20 protein-coding genes are annotated in these 21,448 nt (G+C 71.2%); 8 read left to right on the top strand and 12 right to left on the bottom strand.

Annotated elements, in window-relative coordinates; genetic code table 11:
- Nucleotides 1-402 precede the first annotated feature (402 nt).
- Complete coding sequence (locus tag BKA18_RS22565) at nucleotides 403-2,109, bottom strand: beta-N-acetylhexosaminidase (protein ID WP_366044442.1); 1,707 nt, start codon at nucleotides 2,107-2,109, stop codon at nucleotides 403-405.
- A gap of 446 nt (nucleotides 2,110-2,555) precedes the next feature.
- Here BKA18_RS22565 and BKA18_RS22560 point away from each other — a divergent pair, with 446 nt between their 5' ends.
- The 5 genes from BKA18_RS22560 (at nucleotide 2,556) to BKA18_RS22540 (ending at nucleotide 6,673) form a co-directional block, all read left to right on the top strand.
- Entirely contained in the window at nucleotides 2,556-3,041 is a 486-nt protein-coding gene (locus BKA18_RS22560) for a 2-oxo-4-hydroxy-4-carboxy-5-ureidoimidazoline decarboxylase (RefSeq protein ID WP_006603616.1), read from the top strand.
- A 208-nt stretch (nucleotides 3,042-3,249) separates the two neighbouring features.
- Nucleotides 3,250-3,630 carry a succinate dehydrogenase, cytochrome b556 subunit gene (gene sdhC, locus BKA18_RS22555; RefSeq protein WP_006603617.1) on the top strand — a complete coding sequence of 127 codons (381 nt, stop codon included), beginning with the start codon at nucleotides 3,250-3,252 and terminating at the stop codon, nucleotides 3,628-3,630.
- 6 nt (nucleotides 3,631-3,636) lie between these two features.
- Entirely contained in the window at nucleotides 3,637-4,125 is a 489-nt protein-coding gene (locus tag BKA18_RS22550; RefSeq protein WP_006603618.1) for a succinate dehydrogenase hydrophobic membrane anchor subunit, read from the top strand.
- Between the two features lie 20 nt (nucleotides 4,126-4,145).
- Nucleotides 4,146-5,900, top strand: a complete 1,755-nt coding sequence (gene sdhA / locus BKA18_RS22545) for a succinate dehydrogenase flavoprotein subunit (RefSeq protein WP_006603619.1) — start codon at nucleotides 4,146-4,148, stop codon at nucleotides 5,898-5,900.
- A complete protein-coding gene (locus BKA18_RS22540) occupies nucleotides 5,900-6,673 on the top strand; it encodes a succinate dehydrogenase iron-sulfur subunit (protein ID WP_093484797.1) in 774 nt (257 codons plus the stop codon). The genes sdhA and BKA18_RS22540 overlap by 1 nt, the downstream gene beginning before the upstream one ends.
- On the opposite strand, the gene BKA18_RS22535 is transcribed toward BKA18_RS22540, so the two are convergent.
- The gene (locus tag BKA18_RS22535; protein WP_366044443.1) at nucleotides 6,657-7,478 is read right to left on the bottom strand and encodes a DUF5937 family protein; all 822 of its coding nucleotides are present in this window, start codon (nucleotides 7,476-7,478) and stop codon (nucleotides 6,657-6,659) included. The genes BKA18_RS22540 and BKA18_RS22535 overlap by 17 nt on opposite strands.
- Nucleotides 7,479-7,703: 225 nt before the next feature.
- Here BKA18_RS22535 and BKA18_RS22530 point away from each other — a divergent pair, with 225 nt between their 5' ends.
- Nucleotides 7,704-8,531 carry a TetR/AcrR family transcriptional regulator gene (locus BKA18_RS22530; protein WP_429638528.1) on the top strand — a complete coding sequence of 276 codons (828 nt, stop codon included), beginning with the start codon at nucleotides 7,704-7,706 and terminating at the stop codon, nucleotides 8,529-8,531.
- Nucleotides 8,532-8,621: 90 nt separating this feature from the next.
- Here the strand turns inward: BKA18_RS22530 and BKA18_RS22525 are convergent, their stop codons facing one another.
- The 6 genes from BKA18_RS22525 to BKA18_RS22500 all read right to left on the bottom strand — a co-directional run bounded on the left by BKA18_RS22525 (nucleotide 8,622) and on the right by BKA18_RS22500 (nucleotide 14,085).
- Nucleotides 8,622-9,128, bottom strand: coding sequence for an FBP domain-containing protein (locus tag BKA18_RS22525; RefSeq protein ID WP_006603623.1), 507 nt, complete (start codon nucleotides 9,126-9,128; stop codon nucleotides 8,622-8,624).
- A gap of 76 nt (nucleotides 9,129-9,204) precedes the next feature.
- Nucleotides 9,205-10,386, bottom strand: coding sequence for a S8 family serine peptidase (locus BKA18_RS22520; RefSeq protein ID WP_366044444.1), 1,182 nt, complete (start codon nucleotides 10,384-10,386; stop codon nucleotides 9,205-9,207).
- 111 nt (nucleotides 10,387-10,497) lie between these two features.
- Nucleotides 10,498-11,898, bottom strand: a complete 1,401-nt coding sequence (locus BKA18_RS22515; protein ID WP_366044445.1) for a hypothetical protein — start codon at nucleotides 11,896-11,898, stop codon at nucleotides 10,498-10,500.
- Nucleotides 11,899-11,961: 63 nt separating this feature from the next.
- The gene (locus BKA18_RS22510; protein ID WP_235449792.1) at nucleotides 11,962-12,273 is read right to left on the bottom strand and encodes a hypothetical protein; all 312 of its coding nucleotides are present in this window, start codon (nucleotides 12,271-12,273) and stop codon (nucleotides 11,962-11,964) included.
- Nucleotides 12,274-12,491: 218 nt separating this feature from the next.
- Entirely contained in the window at nucleotides 12,492-13,772 is a 1,281-nt protein-coding gene (locus BKA18_RS22505) for a metallophosphoesterase (protein WP_366044446.1), read from the bottom strand.
- A 22-nt stretch (nucleotides 13,773-13,794) separates the two neighbouring features.
- Nucleotides 13,795-14,085: an SCO4848 family membrane protein gene (locus tag BKA18_RS22500; protein WP_093489064.1), complete on the bottom strand. Its 291-nt coding sequence runs from the start codon at nucleotides 14,083-14,085 to the stop codon at nucleotides 13,795-13,797.
- A 10-nt stretch (nucleotides 14,086-14,095) separates the two neighbouring features.
- Here BKA18_RS22500 and BKA18_RS22495 point away from each other — a divergent pair, with 10 nt between their 5' ends.
- The gene (locus BKA18_RS22495; RefSeq protein WP_366044447.1) at nucleotides 14,096-15,529 is read left to right on the top strand and encodes a D-alanyl-D-alanine carboxypeptidase family protein; all 1,434 of its coding nucleotides are present in this window, start codon (nucleotides 14,096-14,098) and stop codon (nucleotides 15,527-15,529) included.
- A gap of 89 nt (nucleotides 15,530-15,618) precedes the next feature.
- On the opposite strand, the gene BKA18_RS22490 is transcribed toward BKA18_RS22495, so the two are convergent.
- The 3 genes from BKA18_RS22490 to trpS form a co-directional block, all read right to left on the bottom strand.
- Nucleotides 15,619-16,611 carry a YihY/virulence factor BrkB family protein gene (locus tag BKA18_RS22490; protein WP_366044448.1) on the bottom strand — a complete coding sequence of 331 codons (993 nt, stop codon included), beginning with the start codon at nucleotides 16,609-16,611 and terminating at the stop codon, nucleotides 15,619-15,621.
- Between the two features lie 234 nt (nucleotides 16,612-16,845).
- On the bottom strand, nucleotides 16,846-17,430 hold the full coding sequence (locus tag BKA18_RS22485) for a 2'-5' RNA ligase family protein (protein WP_093484786.1): 585 nt from the start codon (nucleotides 17,428-17,430) through the stop codon (nucleotides 16,846-16,848).
- 185 nt (nucleotides 17,431-17,615) lie between these two features.
- The gene (gene trpS, locus BKA18_RS22480; protein WP_366044449.1) at nucleotides 17,616-18,629 is read right to left on the bottom strand and encodes a tryptophan--tRNA ligase; all 1,014 of its coding nucleotides are present in this window, start codon (nucleotides 18,627-18,629) and stop codon (nucleotides 17,616-17,618) included.
- Nucleotides 18,630-18,848: 219 nt separating this feature from the next.
- Between trpS and BKA18_RS22475 the strand changes: the two genes are divergently transcribed.
- Nucleotides 18,849-20,126, top strand: a complete 1,278-nt coding sequence (locus BKA18_RS22475; RefSeq protein WP_366044450.1) for a cytochrome P450 family protein — start codon at nucleotides 18,849-18,851, stop codon at nucleotides 20,124-20,126.
- Nucleotides 20,127-20,166: 40 nt separating this feature from the next.
- Here the strand turns inward: BKA18_RS22475 and BKA18_RS22470 are convergent, their stop codons facing one another.
- Nucleotides 20,167-21,438, bottom strand: a complete 1,272-nt coding sequence (locus BKA18_RS22470) for a serine hydroxymethyltransferase (RefSeq protein ID WP_366044451.1) — start codon at nucleotides 21,436-21,438, stop codon at nucleotides 20,167-20,169.
- Nucleotides 21,439-21,448 lie beyond the last annotated feature (10 nt).

The following is a 21,448-nucleotide window of genomic DNA, read 5'->3' as shown; positions in this document are numbered from 1 at the left end:
GGGATGCTCCCGCAGACCGTAACGTGTGCGCCCGCCCGCCGCCGAACCCGGGAGGGGAGGCGCCCCCGGCCCGACGGCGCCGGAAACCGGGGAGCACGCACTGGCCGGAGCCTCGGCCGAAAGCGCACCTGCACCCGTCGGGAACCCCGGGACGAAGGCCTTCTCCTCCGCCGCCGGAAAACGCCGCGAACACCGCGCTCACCTGCACAGATCCGCACGTTACGGCCCTCCCCCGGCCCACGTCCAGAGCACTGGCGGTTCTTCTGTCCGTACGCCGTGTGACGCTTTCGGGCCGTTCGGCGCTGTACCGGATAGGGGGCCGTCATGGCCCTTCGCGAACGACGGCCGGGGCCTCTCCTGTGGGGGGTGGCGGCCCCGGCCGTCCTCGTTCTCTCACCTGATTCACACCCGGTTGGCCAGCGCCTGGAAGGCGGCCCAGGACAGGGCGGGCGTCCCCGGGTCCCAGGTCTTCTGTGCCAGCGCCGCCAGCGGCAGCCGGATTCCGGCGGCCACCTGCTGCTGGGTCTGCGCCTGCGCCCGGTCGCTCCAGATCGCGAAGCGCGCCCCGGGGATCCGGTCCGGGCCCGTCATGCTCGCGGGCACCGCCACCGGCTGGGTGCCGCGGAGCACCATCGGGGTCCAGCTCTGGTAGATCCGCTGGCCGGTCGGATAGGTGAACTGGTTGGGCTCGCCGAGGACGTAGTAGAGGTACTCGTCGTTGAAGTTCATGACGTTGCGGCCCTCGCGCAGGAACGACGCGGGGTCACGCTTGCCGGTCTCCTTGCCGGTCCAGTAGTCGACCATCCGGTTCTTGTCGGCGGACACCCGGGGGCTCGCGAAGAAGCCGTCGTTCCAGGCCTCGATGCGGTTCTTGCCCTTGGCCTCCACCGTCTTCTGCCGGTCGTTGAGCCAGCCGGTCGTCAGGTCCTCGACGGTGCCGCCCGACCCGTACTTCTGCCGTGCGGCCCGGGCCAGCTGCGGATACGTGGTGGACGGGGAGGACGACATCAGCGCCTGGTACTCGTCCCCGCCCAGGTGCCAGTAGGCCGGGGCGCCCTTGGGATTGGTGAACAGCTCGCTCATTTCCGTCAGCAGCGAGTCGATCAGCGGGGCGGCCTTGGGGTTGGAGATGTCGATCGCGCCCGGGACCACCGAGCCGGACGCCTTGTGCAGCAGCAGGTCCTGGTGGTGAGCGAGCACGGCGCCGAGGTGGCCGGGCGAGTCCAGCTCCGGGACGACGGAGATGTGCAGGCTGCGCGCCAGCGCGATGATCTGGCGGACCTGGGCCTTGGTCAGATGGTCGGCGGAGACGACCTCGGGGTGGGTGTCGCTCTGGATGCGGAAGCCCTGGTCGTCGGAGAAGTGCAGCTGGAACTGGTTGAGCTTGAGGTCGGCGATCTCCCGCAGCCGGGCCTCGATCCAGTCCTGGGTGTACGGCTTGCGGGCGTTGTCCAGGGACATGCCGCGCTGCGGGCGGTCCGGCCGGTCCTCGATGGTGCCCTCGGGGAGACCGCCCGCGGCGCGGACGGCCTGCTTGACGGTGCGGGTGCCGTAGAAAATTCCGGCGTCGGTGGGGGCCGTGAGGGTGAGCCGGGTACCGCTGGCGGTGAGCGTGTACGCCTCGTCGGCGGTGCTCTGCACGGGCATGTTGTCGGCCCCGTTCTTTCCGCTCAGCTTCACCTCGATGTCACCCGGCCGCACCGTCTGGTCGCCGTAGACGACGGTCATCCCGCCGAGTTCCTTGGCCAGCCGCTGGGCCTCGTCGGCGACGTTGCTCTTCGCGCCGGCCGGTACCACCACGCGGGCCCCCGAGGACGGGCGCCAGCCGCGTCCATCGGCTCGGCGGAAGCTGCGGACGGCGGGGATGACCTGCGGTGATCCGGTCACCGGCGCCCAGGTGGGGGTGGTCGCCGGGGAGGGGTTCATCTTGGCGCTGGTGCTGCCGGGCGGCTCGGTGTCCGCGGTGCCGGAGCAGCCGGCGAGCAGCAGCGCGCCGGTGAGCGCGACGGCCGGCAGGGCGGACCGGGCGGTGCCGCTCCGGATCGTCGTCCGGGGGCGGAGGGAGGCCGAGGGCCGCGGGGTGCGCGGCGGCCGCATCGGATTCGACATCGTGCAATCCTCACTTTTCGGGGCGAAGGCATTGCCAGGTGCGCGGAGCCGGTCGTCCACCGCACGCGCGAGAGCTCTCTCATCCGGGTGAAATTCGCGCATCCGTCGGACAGTGGTCGACAAGCGTCGTTAGCGTGGCGTCTCCAGCGGTCACCCCCTTCACAGGGCTCTCCAGGAACCGCCGGATACCGCCGGGGTGTCGTGTCACACGCACCACCGTCACACCCTCCGCCGCTTCGTCCGCGTCCCGGCTTCGGTCCGCTTCTCCCCAGCTTCCTTCAGCAGCCCGCCCCGCACCCGTCGAAACCATCCATTCGCATCCGTCCGAGGAGCCCACGCTGTCCGGTGACACCCCGGCCGCCCGGCCGCCGACGCTGCCCCCGCCGCACACGCCCTGGGGCGGCATATCGTCGTGGGTCCGCGGCACCGCGCTGCCGCGCCCCCGCATGGAGGGCCTCGGACTCGCCCGCTTCAACGCCCTGACCCGGGACGACAACCTCGCCGTGCTCCTGCGCTGCTGCGGCAGCCGCCGCTGGGCCGAGCGGGTTGCCGCGCACCGCCCGTATCCGGATCTGGAGTCCCTGCTCGCCGCCTCCGACGAGGCCTGTTACGACCTGAACCCGGCCGAGCTGGACGAGGCGCTCGCCGAGGAGTCGCTCTCCCCGCAGCCCCTCGTCGGCGCCCGCGGGCCCGGCACCCTGGCCGCCCACACCGCGCTGCGCGCCGCGCACGCCGAATACGAACGGCGCTTTCGCCATGTCTTCGTCATCTGCCTGGACGGCTACCGCGACGACGAGCTGCTCGACCAGGTGCTGTCCGCCCTCCGCACCCGGCTGAACAACGAAGCGGACGAGGAGCGGGCGGTCACCGCGGACGAGCTGCGCCGGCTGGCCCGCGGCCGGCTGAGGCGGCTGATGGCCGCCGTAGGGTAGCGAATCGTCGCCCGTGTCCGGGAACGCCCCGGTTCTCACTGGTGTGATAGCCCGTTGGGTGCCTGTTTGATCACACCTGAGGACCCCCACGCGAGGAACCGACAGCTCGTCGATACGATGACCAGCGGCCGGAGGACCGTACCCGGCCGGGCCCGACCGACAGAGAAGCCGGCTGGCGCCCCAATCCCCGCTCCCGGAGGGTATTTCCGTGCCGGCTGGAACGCTGTACCGCGGCCGGGAAGGCATGTGGTCCTGGGTGGCTCACCGAGTCACCGGCGTCCTCATCTTCTTCTTCCTGTTCGTACACGTCCTCGACACCGCTCTCGTACGCGTCTCCCCCGAGGCGTATGACAACGTCGTTGCGACATATAAGACGCCTCTCGTCAACGTGATGGAGTACGGCCTGGTGGCCGCCATCCTCTTCCACGCGCTCAACGGCCTGCGGGTCATCGCGGTGGACTTCTGGGCGAAGGGCCCGAAGTACCAGAAGCAGATGCTGTGGACCGTTGTCGGTGTCTGGGTCGTGCTGATGGCCGGTGCCTTCTACCCCGTGCTGCAGCACACCCTGCGCACGCTGTTCGGGAGCTGACGCGTGATGTCTGCTGAAACCACCTCCGCAGAGGCCACGGCGGCGGGCGCGACCGACGGCGTCTCGCTCTACGACGTGGACAACCCCGCTCCGGTCATCGAGCCGCCGCGCAAGCGCACCAAGAAGACCGGGAGCGCTTCCCGCGGCAACTTCGAGATGCAGGCCTGGCTGTTCATGCGGCTGTCCGGCATCGTGCTGGTCGTCCTGGTCCTGGGTCACCTGCTGATCCAGCTGGTCCTCGACGGCGGTGTCTCCAAGATCGGCTTCGCGTTCGTGGCCGGCCGCTGGGCCTCCCCGTTCTGGCAGGTCTGGGACCTGCTGATGCTGTGGCTGGCCATGCTGCACGGCGCCAACGGCCTGCGTACGGTCATCAACGACTACGCGCAGCGGGACAACACCCGCTTCTGGCTGAAGATGCTGCTGTACACCGCGACGGTGTTCACCGTCCTTCTGGGCACGCTGGTGATCTTCACCTTCGACCCGAACATCTCGTGAAGCCGGGGCTGACTGGAACCATGAAGATCCACAAGTACGACACCGTCATCGTCGGCGCCGGCGGCGCGGGCATGCGCGCGGCCATCGAGTCGACCAAGCGCAGCCGCACCGCGGTCCTGACGAAGCTCTACCCGACCCGCTCCCACACCGGCGCCGCCCAGGGCGGTATGGCCGCCGCCCTCGCGAACGTCGAGGAGGACAACTGGGAGTGGCACACCTTCGACACGATCAAGGGTGGCGACTACCTGGTCGACCAGGACGCCGCCGAGATCCTGGCGAAGGAGGCCATCGACTCGGTCCTCGACCTGGAGAAGATGGGCCTGCCGTTCAACCGCACGCCGGACGGCACGATCGACCAGCGCCGCTTCGGCGGTCACTCCCGTAACCACGGTGAGGCCCCGGTCCGCCGGTCCTGCTACGCCTCGGACCGCACCGGCCACATGATCCTCCAGACGCTGTACCAGAACTGCGTCAAGGAGGGCGTGGAGTTCTTCAACGAGTTCTACGTGCTCGACCTGCTGCTCCAGGACGTCGACGGCGTCAAGAAGTCCGCGGGCGTCGTCGCGTACGAGCTGGCCACCGGCGAGGTGCACGTCTTCCAGGCGAAGTCGATCATCTTCGCGTCCGGCGGCACCGGCAAGTTCTTCAAGGTGACCTCCAACGCGCACACCCTGACCGGTGACGGCCAGGCCGCCGCCTACCGCCGCGGGCTGCCGCTGGAGGACATGGAGTTCTTCCAGTTCCACCCGACGGGCATCTGGCGCATGGGCATCCTGCTGACGGAGGGCGCCCGTGGTGAGGGCGGCATCCTCCGCAACAAGGACGGCGAGCGCTTCATGGAGAAGTACGCGCCCGTCATGAAGGACCTCGCCTCGCGTGACGTCGTCTCGCGCTCCATCTACACGGAGATCCGCGAGGGCCGCGGCTGCGGTCCGGACGGCGACCACGTCTACCTGGACCTGACCCACCTGCCGCCGGAGCAGCTGGACGCCAAGCTCCCGGACATCACCGAGTTCGCGCGGACCTACCTCGGTATCGAGCCCTACACGGACCCGATCCCGATCCAGCCGACCGCGCACTACGCCATGGGCGGCATCCCGACGAACGTCGAGGGTGAGGTCCTGCGGGACAACACCACCGTCGTGCCGGGCCTGTACGCGGCCGGCGAGGTGGCCTGTGTCTCCGTGCACGGCGCCAACCGCCTGGGCACCAACTCGCTGCTGGACATCAACGTCTTCGGCCGCCGGGCCGGCATCGCGGCGGCGGAGTACTCGGCCACCGCCGAGTTCGTCGAGCTCCCCGAGGACCCGGCGAAGCAGGTCCTCGACCAGGTCGAGCGGCTGCGCAACTCCACCGGCACCGAGCGGGTCACCGAGATCCGCAAGGAGCTCCAGGAGTGCATGGACGCCAACGTGATGGTGTTCCGCACCGAGCAGACGATCAAGACCGCGGTCGAGAAGATCGGCGAGCTGCGCGAGCGCTACCTGAACGTGTCCATCCAGGACAAGGGCAAGCGGTTCAACACCGACCTGCTGGAGGCCGTCGAGCTGGGCAACCTGCTCGACCTGGCCGAGGTCATGGCGGTGTCCGCGCTGGCCCGCAAGGAGTCCCGCGGCGGTCACTACCGCGAGGACTTCCCCAACCGCGACGACGTCAACTTCATGCGGCACACCATGGCGTACCGCGAGGTGGGCGCAGACGGCACCGAGTCGATCCGCCTCGACTACAAGCCGGTCGTGCAGACCCGCTACCAGCCGATGGAGCGTAAGTACTGATGAGCACCCCGACTCTCGACAAGCACTCCGCCGCGCTGGATGCGGCCGAGGACGGTGCCTCGCATCTGATCACGGTCACCTTCCGGATCCGCCGGTTCAACCCGGAGATCTCGGAGGACGCCAGCTGGGAGGACTTCCAGCTGGAGATCGACCCGAAGGAGCGCGTCCTGGACGCCCTCCACAAGATCAAGTGGGAGCTGGACGGGTCGCTGACCTTCCGCCGTTCCTGCGCGCACGGCATCTGCGGCTCGGACGCCATGCGCATCAACGGCCGCAACCGGCTCGCCTGCAAGACGCTGATCAAGGACATCAACCCGGAGAAGCCGATCACCGTCGAGGCCATCAAGGGCCTCACGGTGATGAAGGACCTCGTCGTCGACATGGAGCCCTTCTTCCAGGCCTACCGCGATGTGATGCCCTTCCTCATCACGACCGGCAACGAGCCGACCCGTGAGCGCCGGCAGTCCGCCGAGGACCGCGAGCGCTTCGACGACACCACCAAGTGCATCCTGTGCGCCGCCTGCACGTCCTCGTGCCCGGTGTTCTGGAACGACGGCCAGTACTTCGGCCCGGCGGCGATCGTCAACGCGCACCGCTTCATCTTCGACTCGCGCGACGAGGGCGGCGAGCAGCGCCTGGAGATCCTCAACGACAAGGACGGCGTCTGGCGCTGCCGGACGACCTTCAACTGCACGGACGCCTGCCCGCGCGGTATCGAGGTCACCAAGGCCATCCAGGAAGTGAAGCGCGCGCTGATCACCCGCCGCTTCTGAGTCCGGCGGCGATCCGGGTTCCGACCCGGCCGCCGAGCAGCGCCGGTACGTCCCGAAGGGCCTCGCCTCCGTATCCCCGGAGGCGGGGCCCTTCGGCCTGCCCGTCCGTCTGCGCCGGGTACACGAGCACCGGCGGCAGCGCCTCGTCCACCAGCGCCAGCGGGTGGCCACAGGAGAAGTACGAGGGGACGAGGACCAGGCCCCGTCCCTGCAGGTGCAGCTCCCGCTCCACCGGATAGTCGACCTCCAGCACCGGCCGTCGCCAGCGCATCGACGCTCCGAACGTCCGCAGCATCGCCTCCACTCCGGCCTGCTGCACCGCGTGCCTGCGCAACTCCCGGTCCGCGCCGACCCGTTGCGCGATCCGTGGCCAGGCCGGCGCCACCGCCAGATGGTGGTACGTCCGCAGGCCGCGCGCGAGCCGCCGCAGTGCGGCCGGCTCCCCCTCCGCGATACCGCGCGCCCACCCCGGCAGCGCCCGGTGCCCGGACAGCCGCGTCAGCTCGGCCCGCAGCCGCTGCCGCGGGGTGCTCATCACGGCCTCCAGACCGGACTCGACCCCGTACTGGGACGCGAACGGGGTGAGGAAGTCGGGGAAGTAGCCGGTCAGCGGGACCAGCGCGAACAGCGTCGGCAGCGGCCCCGGACCGTGCCGCACGGCATGCCGCCGCCAGGCCGCCAGCGCCGGCTCGGTCCGGCTGACCCGCAGGCTGTGCAGGCTCAGCGCCGTCTCCCAGAGCGGGTCGGCCCCGTCGGACACCCGCGTACGCGCCAGATCCTGCGCCGTGAAATGCACTCTGAGCACCTGTCCCCCTGCTTCTGCGGCACTGTCCGAGCGGTGTGGTCACGAGGATCTGTGCGGGGACGGACGGCCGCAACCGGAACCGGCGGGTAGCCTCCGGGCCGCCGCGCACCTCCGGGCACCCCGCCGTGGCCGAACGCCCATAGGGGTCGACGGACTTGAGCGGAGCTCGGTGTCGTCCTGCTGGGCCTCGGCGGGTGCACGGCCGGCTCCGGCTAGGGTCGGGGGGTGGACGAAGCAACAACGGACGCGACGGGCGCCGAGGGCGCGGCCGAGGGGACCGGCCCGCAGCGCCGCTCCGCGTCGGGCACCAAGAGCGAGCGGACCCGGACGGTGATCCTGGAGACGGCCCTGCGCCTCTTCCAGGACCGCGGCTACGACAAGACCACCATGCGGGCCATCGCCCAGGAGGCCGGGGTCTCCGTCGGCAACGCCTACTACTACTTCGCGTCCAAGGAACACCTCGTCCAGGGCTTCTACGACCGTATCGGCGAGCAGCACACCGAGGCCGTCCAGGACGTGCTGGACCGGGAGAAGGACCTGGCCCGGCGGATCCGCGGCGTCCTGCTCGCCTGGCTGGACGTCGCCGAGCCGTATCACGAGTTCGCGACCCAGTTCTTCAAGAACGCCGCGGATCCCGAGAGTCCGCTCAGCCCGTTCTCCGCACAGTCCCAGGGGCCGCGGGAGGCCGCCATCGAGCTCCACCGGCGGACGCTGGCCGGGTCGGACATCACGTACGCGCCCGAACTCGCCGAGCAGCTGCCGCAGTTGCTGTGGATGCAGCAGATGGGAATGGTCCTGTACTGGGTGTACGACCGCTCACCGGGGTGCACCCGCACCCGCGCCCTGGTGGAGCGCAGCGCCCCCCTCGTCGCCCGCGCCGTGGCCGCCTCCCGCTTCCGTGTCGTACGGCCCCTGGTGCGCGAAATATCGGCGGTACTGGGCGAGTTCCTGCTGTCGGGGCGGTCCGGGCGGTCGGCGAAGCAAAGCGGGGGGAAGGACGCCGGGCCCAAGGACGTCGGTTCCAAGGACGTCGGGCCGGGCACTCGCGCCTGAGGAATCCGCGGACCGGGAGCGCCGGGGCCGGCGTCCCGGACCTGAGGCCTTGCCGCAGCGGGGGAGCAACTGCCCGCTCCCCCGCTGCCGTCAGCGCTCGCCCTCCAGCACCTTGTCCAAGAAGGCATCCAGATTCCGCACCGTACGGGCGATCCGCTCCTCCAGCGGCAGCGTCTCCTCGTGCCGCCCGGCGAGCTGGGACCGCTTGCGTCCCCGGACGTAGAGGGAGCAGGCGAGGTCGGCGCACAGATAGGTGCCGACGGTGTTTCCCTGCCGTCCCAACGGGCCGGCCCGGCGCGCGGCGAGCAGGCTGACACCGGAGCCCGGATGCCCGGTCACGCAGACCGAACACACCGTCGTCTTGGTGAAGCTCCGCCGGACGCCCTGCGGCACCCGGAGCGTCACCCCGACCAGCGCGTCGCCCCGCGGCGCGACCAGATAGCTCCGGTCCGGCGCCCCCTGATCACGCCACCCGAGAAAGTCCAGGTCGTCCCAGGGGAGACCGGCCAGCCCCGGCGGCAGCGGGAGCCTGCTCGCCTCCCCCTTCGAGCAGTTGACGAAGGAGGCACGTATTGCTTTGTCACCTACGGGGTCCATGACCAGCGAAGCTAGCCGGACGGCCGGGGCCGCGTCGCCTGATTTTTTCCGCCGGACGGGACGGATACGGCCGCCGTCAGCCCCAGGCCTGGGGGCGGGGGTTGTTGCGGCGGCGGACGGAGACCACGATGGCGATGATGATGCCGGCGACGACGAGGACGCCGAGGCCGATGCCGCCGTAGAGCATGATCGCCTTTTTGCCGCTCATGGGCGGGTCCGGGTCGAAGCCCTTTCCGGCGGCGTTCTGGGACGCCTTGTCGTCCGGCATCGGCAACGGGCCCTGTGCCGGGCCCGCCTCGATGTGGCGGCGCAGGGCCGGACCGGGCTGGATGAAGCCGTAGCCGTAGTGCGCGTCGGGCAGCTTGAGGTGCTTGTCCTTCTCGGCCTGCGCGAGTCCGGCGGTCTTCACCAGACGGTTGGCGATCTGGCCGGGAGTGAGGTCCGGGAACTTCTGCTTGAGGAGTGCCGCGGCGGCGGAGGCGTACGCGGTGGCGGCCGAACTGCCGTCCGCGGACGTGCGGTAGGCGGAGTCGCTCTTGCCCATCGCCACCGGAATCTTCACTCCGGGCGCGAGCAGATCCATGTCCGAGTTGTAGTTGTTGTCGTCGGAGGCCTCGCCGTACTGGTCGACCGAGCCGACGCCGATCGCCCCCTTGCAGCCCACTGGATAGCTCTTCTGGGACCAGCCGTCGTTGCCCACGGCCGCCACGACCACGACGCCCTTCTTCAGGGCGTACTGAATGGATTCGCAGGTGTCACCCGCCAGGTCCCCGCCATAGGACATGTTGATGACGTCCGCGCCGTGGTCCACGGCCCATCGGGTGGCCTGTCCGCTGTTCTTGTACTCCGGGACGGGGAGGATCTTCGCGTCCGGTGCCAGCCCCTTGACACCCTGGGAGCCGTGCGGACCGTGTCCGTGCCCCGCGATGATTCCGGCCATCGCGGTGCCGTGGTCCCGGATGTCCTGACCGGCGGAAAGGTGCTTGGCGCCCTCGGCTTCCGTGGCCTTTCCGAAGTCCGGCCCGGGAAGGAACTGCCCCGTCAGGTCCTGATGGGTCTCCCGGAAGCCGCTGTCGAGCACGGCCACCGTCACGCCCTTGCCGGTGGCTTCCTGCCAGAGCTGCTGGGACCCGAACGCCTCCAGCGGCCACAGATCCTTGCGTACTTGATCCGCGGAGGCGGTACCGCTCGCAGCCAGCAGCAGCGCTCCGGTCAGCGCAGCACCCGCCGTCGCGCGCAGTGTTCGGGTGACCCTCATCCTCGCTCCTTCTTGCTGTGCTCCGGGCGGCATTGTCCCGCCTGAGGAAAGGCCCCGCACACTCGGGTGCGGGGCCATGCCTCATTGGCCGCATGCGACGTTATCGTCGGGCTACTCGATGACGCGAGGGGCCACCTGACGTTCGGGGGTCCAGGTCTCCTCGTCCTCGACGAGGTAGTCGGGGCGCTGTCCGCGCTCCTTGTTGTCCCCCTTGCCCTTGCCCTTGGCTCCGGCGGCGCCCGCCATGCCCGCCTGCTTGCCGCCGCGGCTGCGGTGCAGCCCCGAGCCGCCCTGCTTGGCGCCGCCCGCCGGGCCGCCCGGCTTGCCGACCAGACCGCCGCGGGTGCGCGCCTGCGAGCCACCGCGCCCGGCCGCACCGGCCGCGCCCGCCTTGCCCGCGCCGAGGCCGGCGCCCGGCATGCCGCCGCGCATCCCGCCGGCACCGAAGGCACCCGCCGCACCGATGGCCCCGGAGGCGAACGCACCACCGGGGAAGCCACCGCCCGCACCGCCGGGCATGCCGTGAGCGCCGCCCGCCGTGCCGCCGCTGATACCGCCGCCGACCGACGGCGGAGCAAGAGTGCCGCCCTGCACGCTGTCCAGCCCGGTCGTGACCGGCACCTCGGGCCGCGCCACGTGGTGCGGGCTGTCGAAGCCCTTCGGGACGGCGTGGCCGCCCGCACCGTTGGGCGTGCCCGAGCCCGACGACGAGTCCTTCGGGTGGGTGCCACCTATCACGGGCATCCGCACCGGAGGCGGCGACGGGTGGGAGGACGGGGGCTTCGGCCAGTCGTCGCCGGGACCGCCCGGCTCGATCCCGTCGTTGAGCCGCTTGCCCTGCCCGTCGTAATGCGCCGCCAGCTCATCCATCACGATGACCGCCTCGACCTGGCGCTCCTTGCTCAGGGACAGGTTGTCCCGGTTGAGCTCCAGCGCCATGCGGGTGTCCATCTTCGGGTTCTGCATGTCCCGCTTGAACTGGCTGTCGTCGCCGCTGTCGTCCTTGGCCCGGTCCACGAGGCCCGGGTCATGGATCTTGGACATCGTCGCCTTGGCCTCGCGCAGGTTGTGCGCGACGCCGACCTCCGGCCCCGAGGAGCGCGAACCGATGAGCGTGGACTCGACGTTGCGGGAGTGCTGGTAGGTCCGGTCGATCTTCTCCAGGACCTTGCCGGCTTCCCTGCGGAACGCCTGGGCCGCCGTGCCCTCCCAGTGCGCCGTGGCGTGCTCGACGGCGTCCATGAAGGACTTGCGGATACCGCCCTGGCCGTCCTGGCCGCCGAGTTGGTCGGCAGAGGCCCGCCAGTGGTGGCCGGAGGTCTCGATCGCCTCAGGGTTGGCGTTGGCGATCATCGCGCGGAGTGCGTCGATGCCGTGGTGATGGAAATCGGACGGCGAACGGGGGGTCAGCTGCTGACCCTTGAACGACTTGAGCCGCTCCTCCCGCTCGTGGTTCTTGCGCTGTTGCTCCATCGCCTTGGCGTTGTCGTACTCCTGCTTGGCGTCAACCATGCAGGCCCCCCTTCATTTCCAGCTCCGTCTCTCGTCCGTGCATCCCGCGGGCCGCTCAGCCGTTCAGCCGTTCATGGATGTTTTGGTCTCGTGCTCCTGGTCCTCGTACGCGCCCCGGCTGGCTTCCGTCTTCTCGCCGAACCGGTGGATGAGGTCCTGGAGCGCATCGATGACCTGCGACATGTACTCCTGCATGCCGTCATGGGCCTTGGCGAGTTTCCCGGCCTCGAGGAAATCGACGCCGAATGCCGACATCGGGATCGTCGTGCTGTATTTCACCTTCTGGCTGGGTTCATCCATATCGGCTCGAAGGCGCCGGAGCTGGCGTACCACGCCGTCCAGTTCGTCGAGGTCGACCTTGAACCGCTCGCTCATTACCGCTCTCCCCGTTCCCCGCTCGTCCCGCTCGCACCGCCCCGCAAAGCCGTCACGCCGAGGACAATATGAAGTCAATAAATACTAGGGAGTTGGCCCCTGCTACTGCAAGATCGAATGTCGGGATCTGTCCGGATTGACGCAGGATGAGGCCGCAGTTTGTAGAGGGGTTGTTACCTTCTCGGCGCAACCGAGCCATTCGGTGATCACCTTAGCGATCAGGCCCGCAGCGAGGCGAGTTCGACCACCGTGATGTCCGGCGGCGCCCCCAGCCGCACCGGCGGTCCCCAGGTGCCCGCGCCGCGGGTGACGTAGAGCTGGGTGTCGCCGTAGCGCCGCAGCCCGGCGACGGTGGGGTTGGTGGCGGCGGCGACATACGTGAAGGGCCACATCTGGCCGCCGTGGGTGTGGCCGGAGAGCTGGAGGTCCACCCCGAACCGGACGGTGTCGTGGATGGTCACCGGCTGGTGGGCCATCAGAACGACGGCGCGGGCCGGGTCCCGGCCGCTGAGCGCCCGGTCGTAGTCCGGGCCGGCCCCTTCGGTCTGGCCGGTGATGTCGTTGACGCCGGCGAGGTCGAAGCCGGGGAGGGCGGTCCGCGCGTTCTCCAGCGGATGGATGCCCAATTCGCGTACGTGGTCGACCCATTGGCCGGCGCCCGAGTAGTACTCGTGGTTGCCGGTGACGAAGTACGCGCCGTGCCGGGAGCGCAGCTCGCGCAGCGGCTCGGCGGCCGGGCCGAGGTCGGCGACGCTGCCGTCGACCAGGTCGCCGACGACGGCCACCAGATCGGGGGAGGTGCTGTTGACGGCCTCGACGACGCGCCGGGTGTGGGCGCGGCCGAGCATCGGGCCGAGGTGGATGTCGCTGACGACGGCGATCCGGAAGCCGTGGGCGGCGCGCGGCAGTTTGGCCAGCGGGATCGTCACGCGCTTCACCACCGGGCCGCGCAGGGTCGTCGCGGTGCCGTATCCGACGGCGGCCGTGGCGGCCAGGGAGGCGCCGGCGGCGACCGCCCGGGCGAGGAAGAGCCGGCGGGGCGGGGTCGCGGGTGGCGGCAGGGCGGGGGTGCCGGGCGGGAGGAGGGTGGGGGTCCGAGAAGGGACCGGGGAGGGGGACGCGGGGCCGGGAGGGCCGGCGGGCGGGGCGGGGGCGGTGGCCGGCGGGTCGGGTTCCGCGGCCTCGCGGCGGCGCAGGGCCCACAGCCCCGCCGCCCGGACGGCCTCGCCCGCCAGCAGCGCCAGTGTGAGATACAGCACCATGGCCAGCCACAGGTAGCCGGGCCAGGCCAGGGTCTGCTGGACGGGGAAGGGAAGGCCGGCCGGGCCGGACAGCACGGCGCCGAGGGCGATCAGCGGGAGGGCGAAGGCGGCGGCGGTGCCCGCGCGGCGGGGCCGGCTGCCGGGTTTCGTGGTGTCACGGACCAGCCGGCACCACAGATAGCGGTGCACGCCGAAGAACAGTCCGAGGACCGGGACCACGATCAGCGCGAAGATCACGGCGGCTCCCCGTTCCCGTCGGTCAGGAGGCGGACGAGGAAGGAGAGACGGGCTGGTCAGCGGTGCGGTCGGCGGCCTCGCGGCGCAGTGCGCGGACTCCGCGGAACCCGATCACACCAATCACCGTCCCCAAGAGAAAGGACGCCACCGCGAGCAGCAGATGGACCCAGAAGTAGGCGGTCGGGTCACCCGCGTCGTCGAAGGCGAGACCGCTCCCGTCCTTCCAGAGGTTTTTGACGAAAGTGATCCAGATGAACCAGCTCCACACCCCGAAGGCGAGCAGGAACCAGGACACGGGGCGAGAGAGCTTCATAGATCCCAGTATGGGCAGCGGCTCCATCCGGCGGGCGGCAGGGGCACTCTTCCGTGGGGTGCTGTCGGCGGCACGGGAAAAGCCGGGTACGTTCACCGACGTGCCGACGACCTCCTGTGCCTCCACGGCTTCCCCCGACCCCACCGACCTGACCGCTGCGGCCGCGCCGACTGCCCCGGCCGTTTTGTCCGCCACCGCCGGGCACGCGGCGCGTTCGGGCTTCCGCCTGCGTACCGCCGCCGCGCTGGCCGTCTCCGGGCTGGTGGCCTCACCGCTGCTGGCCGGCACCGCGTACGCCGATCCCAAGGCTCCCGCGCCGCCGGCGAAGATGTCGCAGATCGGCGGGGACCGGCTGGGCGCACCCGGCGTCCAGGTGGCGCCGAAGCCCGGCGCCCCGAAGCTGCCGGGGCCGGACGCGCTGACGGCCCGTTCCTGGATCGTCTCCGACGCGGAGACCGGCAAGGTGCTGGCCGCCAAGAACCCGCACTGGCGCCTCGCCCCGGCCAGCACGCTGAAGATGCTCTTCGCCGACACCGTGCTCCCGAAGTTCCCGAAGAACCAGAAGCACACGGTCAAGCCCGCCGACCTCGCGGGCATGGGCATCGGCAGCAGCCTGGTGGGGATAAAGGAGAACCTGAGCTACACGGTCCATGACCTGTGGCTGGGGGTCTTCCTGCGGTCCGGCAACGACGCGGTGCACACGCTGTCGTCGATGAACGGCGGGACGAAGGCCACCGTCGCCCAGATGCAGCAGCGGGCGAAGGAGCTGAACGCCACCGATACGCATGTGGTGACGCCGGACGGCTATGACGCGCCGGGCCAGGTCTCCAGCGCGTACGACCTGAGCCTGTTCGCCCGGGCGGGACTGCAGAACGCCGACTTCCGCGAGTACTGCTCGACGGCCAGTGCTCAGTTCCCCGGGGACAAGGGCAAGGGCGGCAAGCGCGCCTCGTTCGGCATCCAGAACACCAACCGGCTGCTCAGCGGCGACTTCGACATGAAGCCGTACCCGGGGATCGCCGGGGTGAAGAACGGTTCGACCACCAACGCCGGCTCCACCTTCACCGGTGTCGCCCAGCGCGGTGACCGCAAGCTGCTGGTCACGGTCATGCACCCGGAGAAGCGGGAGCACAACGAGGGCTACCGGGAGGCCGCCAAGCTGCTCGACTGGGGCTTTGCGGCGGCCGACAAGGTGGAACCGGTCGGCCGTCTCGTCGGCCCCCGCAGCGAGGACGACGGCACCGGCGCCGTGGGCCCCAAGGACAAGAAGGGCGCGCACGACAACAACCAGGCCTCGCTGGACAGCTCCGGCGGATCGGGCGGCGCCTGGACCGCGGTGGGCGTCGCCGGCGGGACCCTGGCGCTGCTGGGCGCGGTGGCGTTCGCCGTGCACCGTCGCCGCCCGCTCCCGGAGCGGGTACGGGGGCGCCGCTCCGGGAAGTGAGCGGCGCCGGGTAGTACGGAGCGGGCCGGGTGGCGGAGACGGGCCGGGGCCGGGCCGGCGGCGCCCGGGGCCGGAGCGCGCGGGTGGCGTCAGGCCGCCCGGGGGCGCTGCGGCCCCTCCCAGCCCTCCGGTCCCTCCTTGCCCTCCGGCCGTTCCGTCCCGTCCGGCCGTTCCCGTCCCGGGGTGTCGTCCGGCCCCTCCCCCGGCACCTTCAGCTCCTCGCCCACCGTGTGCCTCTTCCCCTCGGTGGCCGTCCAGGAAGCGCAGTACACCAGCAGCTTCGCGGTGAAGTTGATCCACAGCAGGAGCGCGACCGGGGTGCCGAAGGCGCCGTACATGCTCCGGGCGGCGACGCCCTGGAGATAGCCGCTGAGCAGCAGTTTCAGCGCTTCGAAGCCGATCGCGCCGAGGAGCCCGGCGACCACGACGGAGCGCCGGGGCGGATGGACGCCGGCGAGCCGGGTCAGTATGTAGGCGAGCAGCAGGAAGTCCGCGAGGACGGCGATCACGAACCCCGCGGCCGAGAGCAGGATGCTGCCGACGCCGCCCTCCGGCAGGCCGATCACCTCCGCCACCTTGCCCACCGCGGCGGACGCGAAGGTCGAGCAGGCCAGGGAGAGCACGGCGACACCGCCGACCCCGAGCAGCAGCGCGCCGTCCCGGAGCTTGCCGAGGAAGAAGTTGGTGTCCTCGTCGGGCTTCTCCCATACGGCGCGCAGGCAGTCGCGCAGCGAGTCGACCCAGCCGATGCCGGTGAACAGCAGCGCGGCACCGGCGACCAGGCCGACGGTGGTGGCGTGGGCGACGAGGCCGGCGATGTCGAGCTGGTCGGAGAGGCCGGGGAGCTGTTCGGCGAGCTTGTGCTCCAGCGTGTGCAGCTGTGCGTCGCTGAGCAGTGCGGCGCCGATCGCGGCGGCGACGGTGAGCAGCGGGAAGAGGGCGACGAAGCTGGTGAAGGTGATCGCGGCGGCGAGCCGGGTCCAGTGCACCCGGAGCATCCGCTCGTAGGCGCGCCAGAGGTGAGTGGTCATCAGCCGGCCGATGAGCGGTCCGATCACCGGCAGTGTGCGCAACCAGTCCATGGCATTCCCCTCGTGCCCACGCGCCCGCCGGCCCGGGCTGGATGTTCCGGCCGGTGCCCCGGCTGACCGGAACACTAACGTCCGGGTACCCCGGACGTGCCGTTTCCCATACGTCCCGGTCGGCCATCGGGTACGGCACCGCCCGTCCGGCCCGTGCATGCGGCCGCCGTGCGGACTTCCGCTACGGGGCGGGCCTGGGCCGGCGGCCGGCGCGCCGAGCGCCGGCGGCGGGTGTCAGCAGGACGGCGCGGGCGGCCGGGAGAGATCGGCGGCCTGACGCGGGACGCCGGCCGTCTGCGGCGGGAAGGGGAACTCCCGCTCCAGGCGCCACACCTCGTCCGCGCCCTGCTCGTAGAGCGCGAAGCCGCCGATGGTCCAGGTCGCGCAGAAGTCCCGGAGGCCGGCCTGGGCGCGGTCCATGTCCGCGTCGGCGATGTTGTGGGCGACGGTGACGTGCGGGTGGTACGGGAACTGCAGCTCGCGGGCGCACGGGCCGGAGGCGGCGCGGATGCGGGCCTGGAGCGCGGTGCAGCCCGCCTCGCCCTCGGTGACCTTCACGTAGACCACCGGGGAGAGCGGGCGGAAGGTGCCGGTGCCCTCCAGGCGGAGCGGGAAGGGGCGGAAGCCGGCCGCGACCTCGGCGAGGTGGCGTTCGATGCCGGGCAGCGCCCCGGCGGAGACCTCCGTCGGCGGGAGGAGGGTGATGTGCGTGGGGATACCCGGTGCGGCAGGGTCCCCGAAGCCCTCGCGCTGCCTCTGGAGGAAGCTGCCGTATGGCTCCGGGACCGCGATCGAAACGCCCAGCGTTACGGTCCCCACTGTGTTCTCCCTCCTGACGTGTGTGCGGCGCGCTCGCGCACCCTCTTAGTGTGCCGGGTGGGCGCCGCTTGCGGGGAGCGTCCCCTGCTCCTGTGACAAGCGGGCTCCCGGGCTTCGCGGGGTGGATTTCCCGGGCTCCGGTCGCCCCGCGCGGCCGGAGCCGGCCCGTCTCGCAAACGGTCCCGTCAGTGCTTCGCCGGCAGCAATCCGAGCCGGTCATAGGTGGTGGCGAGGGTCTCGGCGGCGACCGCGCGAGCCTTCTCCGCACCCTTGGCCAGGATCGCGTCCAAGGTCTCGGGATCGTCGAGGTATTCCTGCGTGCGGTCGCGGAACGGTGTGACGAAGTCGACCATCACCTCGGCGAGATCCGTCTTGAGCGCGCCGTACATCTTGCCCTCGTAGGACCGCTCCAGGTCCGGGACGGAGGTGCCGGTGAGCGTGGAGAGGATCGTCAGGAGGTTGCTGACGCCCGGCTTGGCCTCGCGGTCGAAGCGGATGACCGTGTCGGTGTCCGTGACCGCGCTCTTGACCTTCTTCGCGGTGACCTTGGGGTCGTCGAGCAGGTCGACGATGCCCTTGGGCGAGGAGGCGGACTTGCTCATCTTGATCGACGGGTCCTGAAGATCGAAGATCTTCGCCGTCTCCTTGACGATGTACGGGTTCGGGATCGTGAAGGTGTCGCCGAAGCGGGTGTTGAAGCGGTCCGCGAGATCGCGGGTCAGCTCCAGATGCTGGCGCTGGTCCTCGCCGACCGGGACCTGGTCGGCCTGGTAGAGGAGGATGTCGGCGACCATCAGCACGGGGTAGGTGAACAGGCCCACCGTCGTACGGTCCGCGCCCTGCTTGGCCGACTTGTCCTTGAACTGGGTCATCCGCGAGGCCTCACCGAAGCCGGTGACGCAGTTCATGACCCAGGCGAGCTGGGCGTGCTCGGGCACATGGCTCTGGACGAAGAGCGTGCAGCGCTCCGGGTCGAGGCCGGCGGCCAGCAGCTGGGCGGCCGCGACCCGGGTGTTGCGGCGCAGCTCCGCCGGGTCCTGCGGGACCGTGATCGCATGCAGGTCGACCACCATGTAGAAGGCGTCGTGGGACTCCTGCAGGGCCACCCACTGGCGCACCGCACCGAGGTAATTGCCGAGGTGGAAGGAGCCGGCCGTGGGCTGGATACCGGAGAGTACGCGCGGGCGATCGTGAGCCATGGCACCGATTGTCTCAGGTCCGCAAGGGGGCCGAGGCGCATGGTGGCGCAAGCGGCGGCGCGGCCGCGGTTCCGGCCGCGCGGACGGGAGGGCAGCGGCACTGCGGCGGCCTGTTCGGGGCGGGCGGGAGCTGGAATCGTGGTCCGTGCAGTCGTGGTCCGCGTCCGTGCGGGCCTGTGCACCGCCCCGGATCTCCGCCCCGATCTGTGAGGACCGCCGATGACCGACGCCATCCGCCCCGTGCCCCCGACCGCCGCCGCCTGCCCCGCACACTCCGGCCGGGAGCCGCACCGGCTCGCCCCCGGAGGCGCCGCCCGGGCCGCGGCCGACGCACGGCTGCGGGAGGACGGGGCGGTGGTGCCGGTGCTGCTGCCCGGGGAGGTGCCCGCGGTCGCCGTCACCCGCCACGAGGTGCTGCGCGAGATGCTGGCGCACCCCGAAGTCGCCAAGAGCGCCTGCCACTTCACCGCCCTGCACGACGGCACGGTGCCGCCCGGCTGGCCGCTGACCCTCTTCGCCGCCATCGAGGGGATGACGACCGCCGACGGGGCGGACCACCGGCGGCTGCGCGGCCTGGTGACGCAGGTGTTCACCGGGCGGCGGGTGGCGGCGCTGCGACCGCGGATCGCGGAGCTGACGGCCGGGCTGCTCGACGCGCTGCCGCGGGCCGCGGACGCCGGGGGCACGGTGGAGCTGCGCCGGCACTTCGCCTATCCGCTGCCGATGAGCGTGATCTGCGAACTGCTGGGTGTGGCGGCCGCGTTACGCGACCGGCTGCACGGGCTGTCGAACCTGATCGTGGGCACGACCGGCACGGCGGCCGAGGTGCAGGCGGCCAACGGTGAGATCACCGCCCTCCTCACGGAGGTCGCCGAGGCCCGGCGGGCGGACCCCGGTGACGATCTGACCAGCGCGCTGCTCGCCGCCCGGGAGGAGGACGGCGACCGGCTCAGCGCACCGGAGCTGGTCGGCACCCTGCTGTCGTTGATCATCGCCGGGCACGAGACCACGCTGAACCTGATCACCAACGCAGTCCGGGCGCTGTGCACCGACCGCGGCCAGCTGGAGCTGGTCCTGGCCGGGCGGGCGAGCTGGGACGACGTGGTCGAGGAGACGCTGCGCTACGACAGCCCGGTCGCCCACTTCCCGTTCCGCTACCCGGTCCGGGACCTGGAGATCGGCGGCACCCTCGTCCCGCGCGGCACCCCGATGCTGGCCTCCTATTCGGCGGCCGGCCGCGATCCGGACGCCTACGGGGCGAACGCGGACCGGTTCGACGTCACCCGGCGGCCCGCCGCCCGGCACCTCTCCTTCGGCCACGGCCCGCACTACTGCCTGGGCGCGCCGCTGGCCCGGCTGGAGGCGACCGTGGCCCTCCAGGCGCTGTTCACCCGGTATCCGGCGCTGGACCTCGCCGTCCCGGACGTCGAGCTCCCGGCGCACCCGAGCTTCGTCAGCAACAGCACCCACGTCCTGCCGGTCCGGCTCACCGGCTGAGCACGGGCCGGTGAGCCGGGGGTGCCGTGGAACCGCGGCGTCAGTCCGTCGGAAGACCCGGCGCCGGGTAGCCGGCCAGCAACTCCGCGACCTCGCCGCGGATCACCGCCAGCGCGTCCTCGTCGCCCTTGGCCGCGGCCTGAACGCTCCGGTCGATCCACTCGGCGACCAGCGGCATCCGGTCCGTGCCCAGTCCGCGGGAGGTGAGGGACGGGGTGCCGATGCGGATGCCGGAGGGGTCGAAGGGCTTGCGGGGGTCGAAGGGGACGGTGTTGTAGTTGACGACGATGCCGGCCCGGTCCAGGGCCTTGGCGGCGACCTTGCCCGGGACGTCCTTGGAGGTGAGGTCGATCAGCACCAGGTGGTTGTCGGTGCCGCCGGAGACCAGGTCGTAGCCGCGGGCCAGCAGCGCCTCGGCGAGCGCCTTGGCGTTGGCGACGACGGCATGGGCGTAGTCCCGGAACGACGGGGCGGCCGCCTCGCGCAGGGCGACCGCGATGGCGGCGGTGGTGTGGTTGTGCGGGCCCCCCTGCAGACCGGGGAAGACGGCCTTGTCGACGGCCTTGGCGTGGCTCGCCCGGGACATCAGCATCGCGCCGCGCGGCCCGCGCAGCGTCTTGTGCGTCGTGGTGGAGATGACATCGGCGTGCGGCACCGGCGACGGGTGGGCGCCGCCCGCGACCAGACCGGCGATGTGGGCGATGTCGGCGACGAGTACGGCACCGACCTCGCGGGCGATCTCGCCGAAGGCGGCGAAGTCGATGGTGCGCGGCACGGCCGTACCGCCACAGAAGATGATCTTCGGGCGTTCCTTGCGGGCGAGGTCGCGCACCTCGTCGAAGTCGATCAGCGCGCTGCCGGGCCGGACGCCGTACTGCACCCCGCGGAACCACCGGCCGGTCGCCGAGACGCCCCAGCCGTGGGTGAGGTGGCCGCCCATCGGCAGCGCCATGCCCAGCACGGTGTCGCCGGGCTCGGCGAAGGCCAGGTAGGCGGCGAGGTTGGCGGGCGAGCCGGAGTACGGCTGGACGTTGGCGTGCTCGACGCCGAAGACGGCCTTGGCGCGCTCGACGGCCAGCGTCTCCACCTGGTCGATGTTCTGCTGGCCTTCGTAGTAGCGACGGCCCGCGTACCCCTCGCTGTACTTGTTCTGAAGGACGGTGCCGGTGGCTTCCAGGACGGCGGCGGAGACGTAGTTCTCGCTGGGGATCAGCCGCAGGGTGTCGGCCTGGAGCTGCTCCTCGGCGCCGACCAGCGCGGCCAGTTCGGGGTCGGCGACGCTCAGCGCGGGGTGCGAAAGGGGCTGCGACATGGGGTGCATC

This window comes from Streptomyces auratus (genome assembly GCF_050433025.1).
Lineage (GTDB): Bacteria > Actinomycetota > Actinomycetes > Streptomycetales > Streptomycetaceae > Streptomyces > Streptomyces sioyaensis.
Note: the sequence above shows the minus strand (reverse complement) of the source record. Positions and strands in the feature narration are given on the sequence as shown.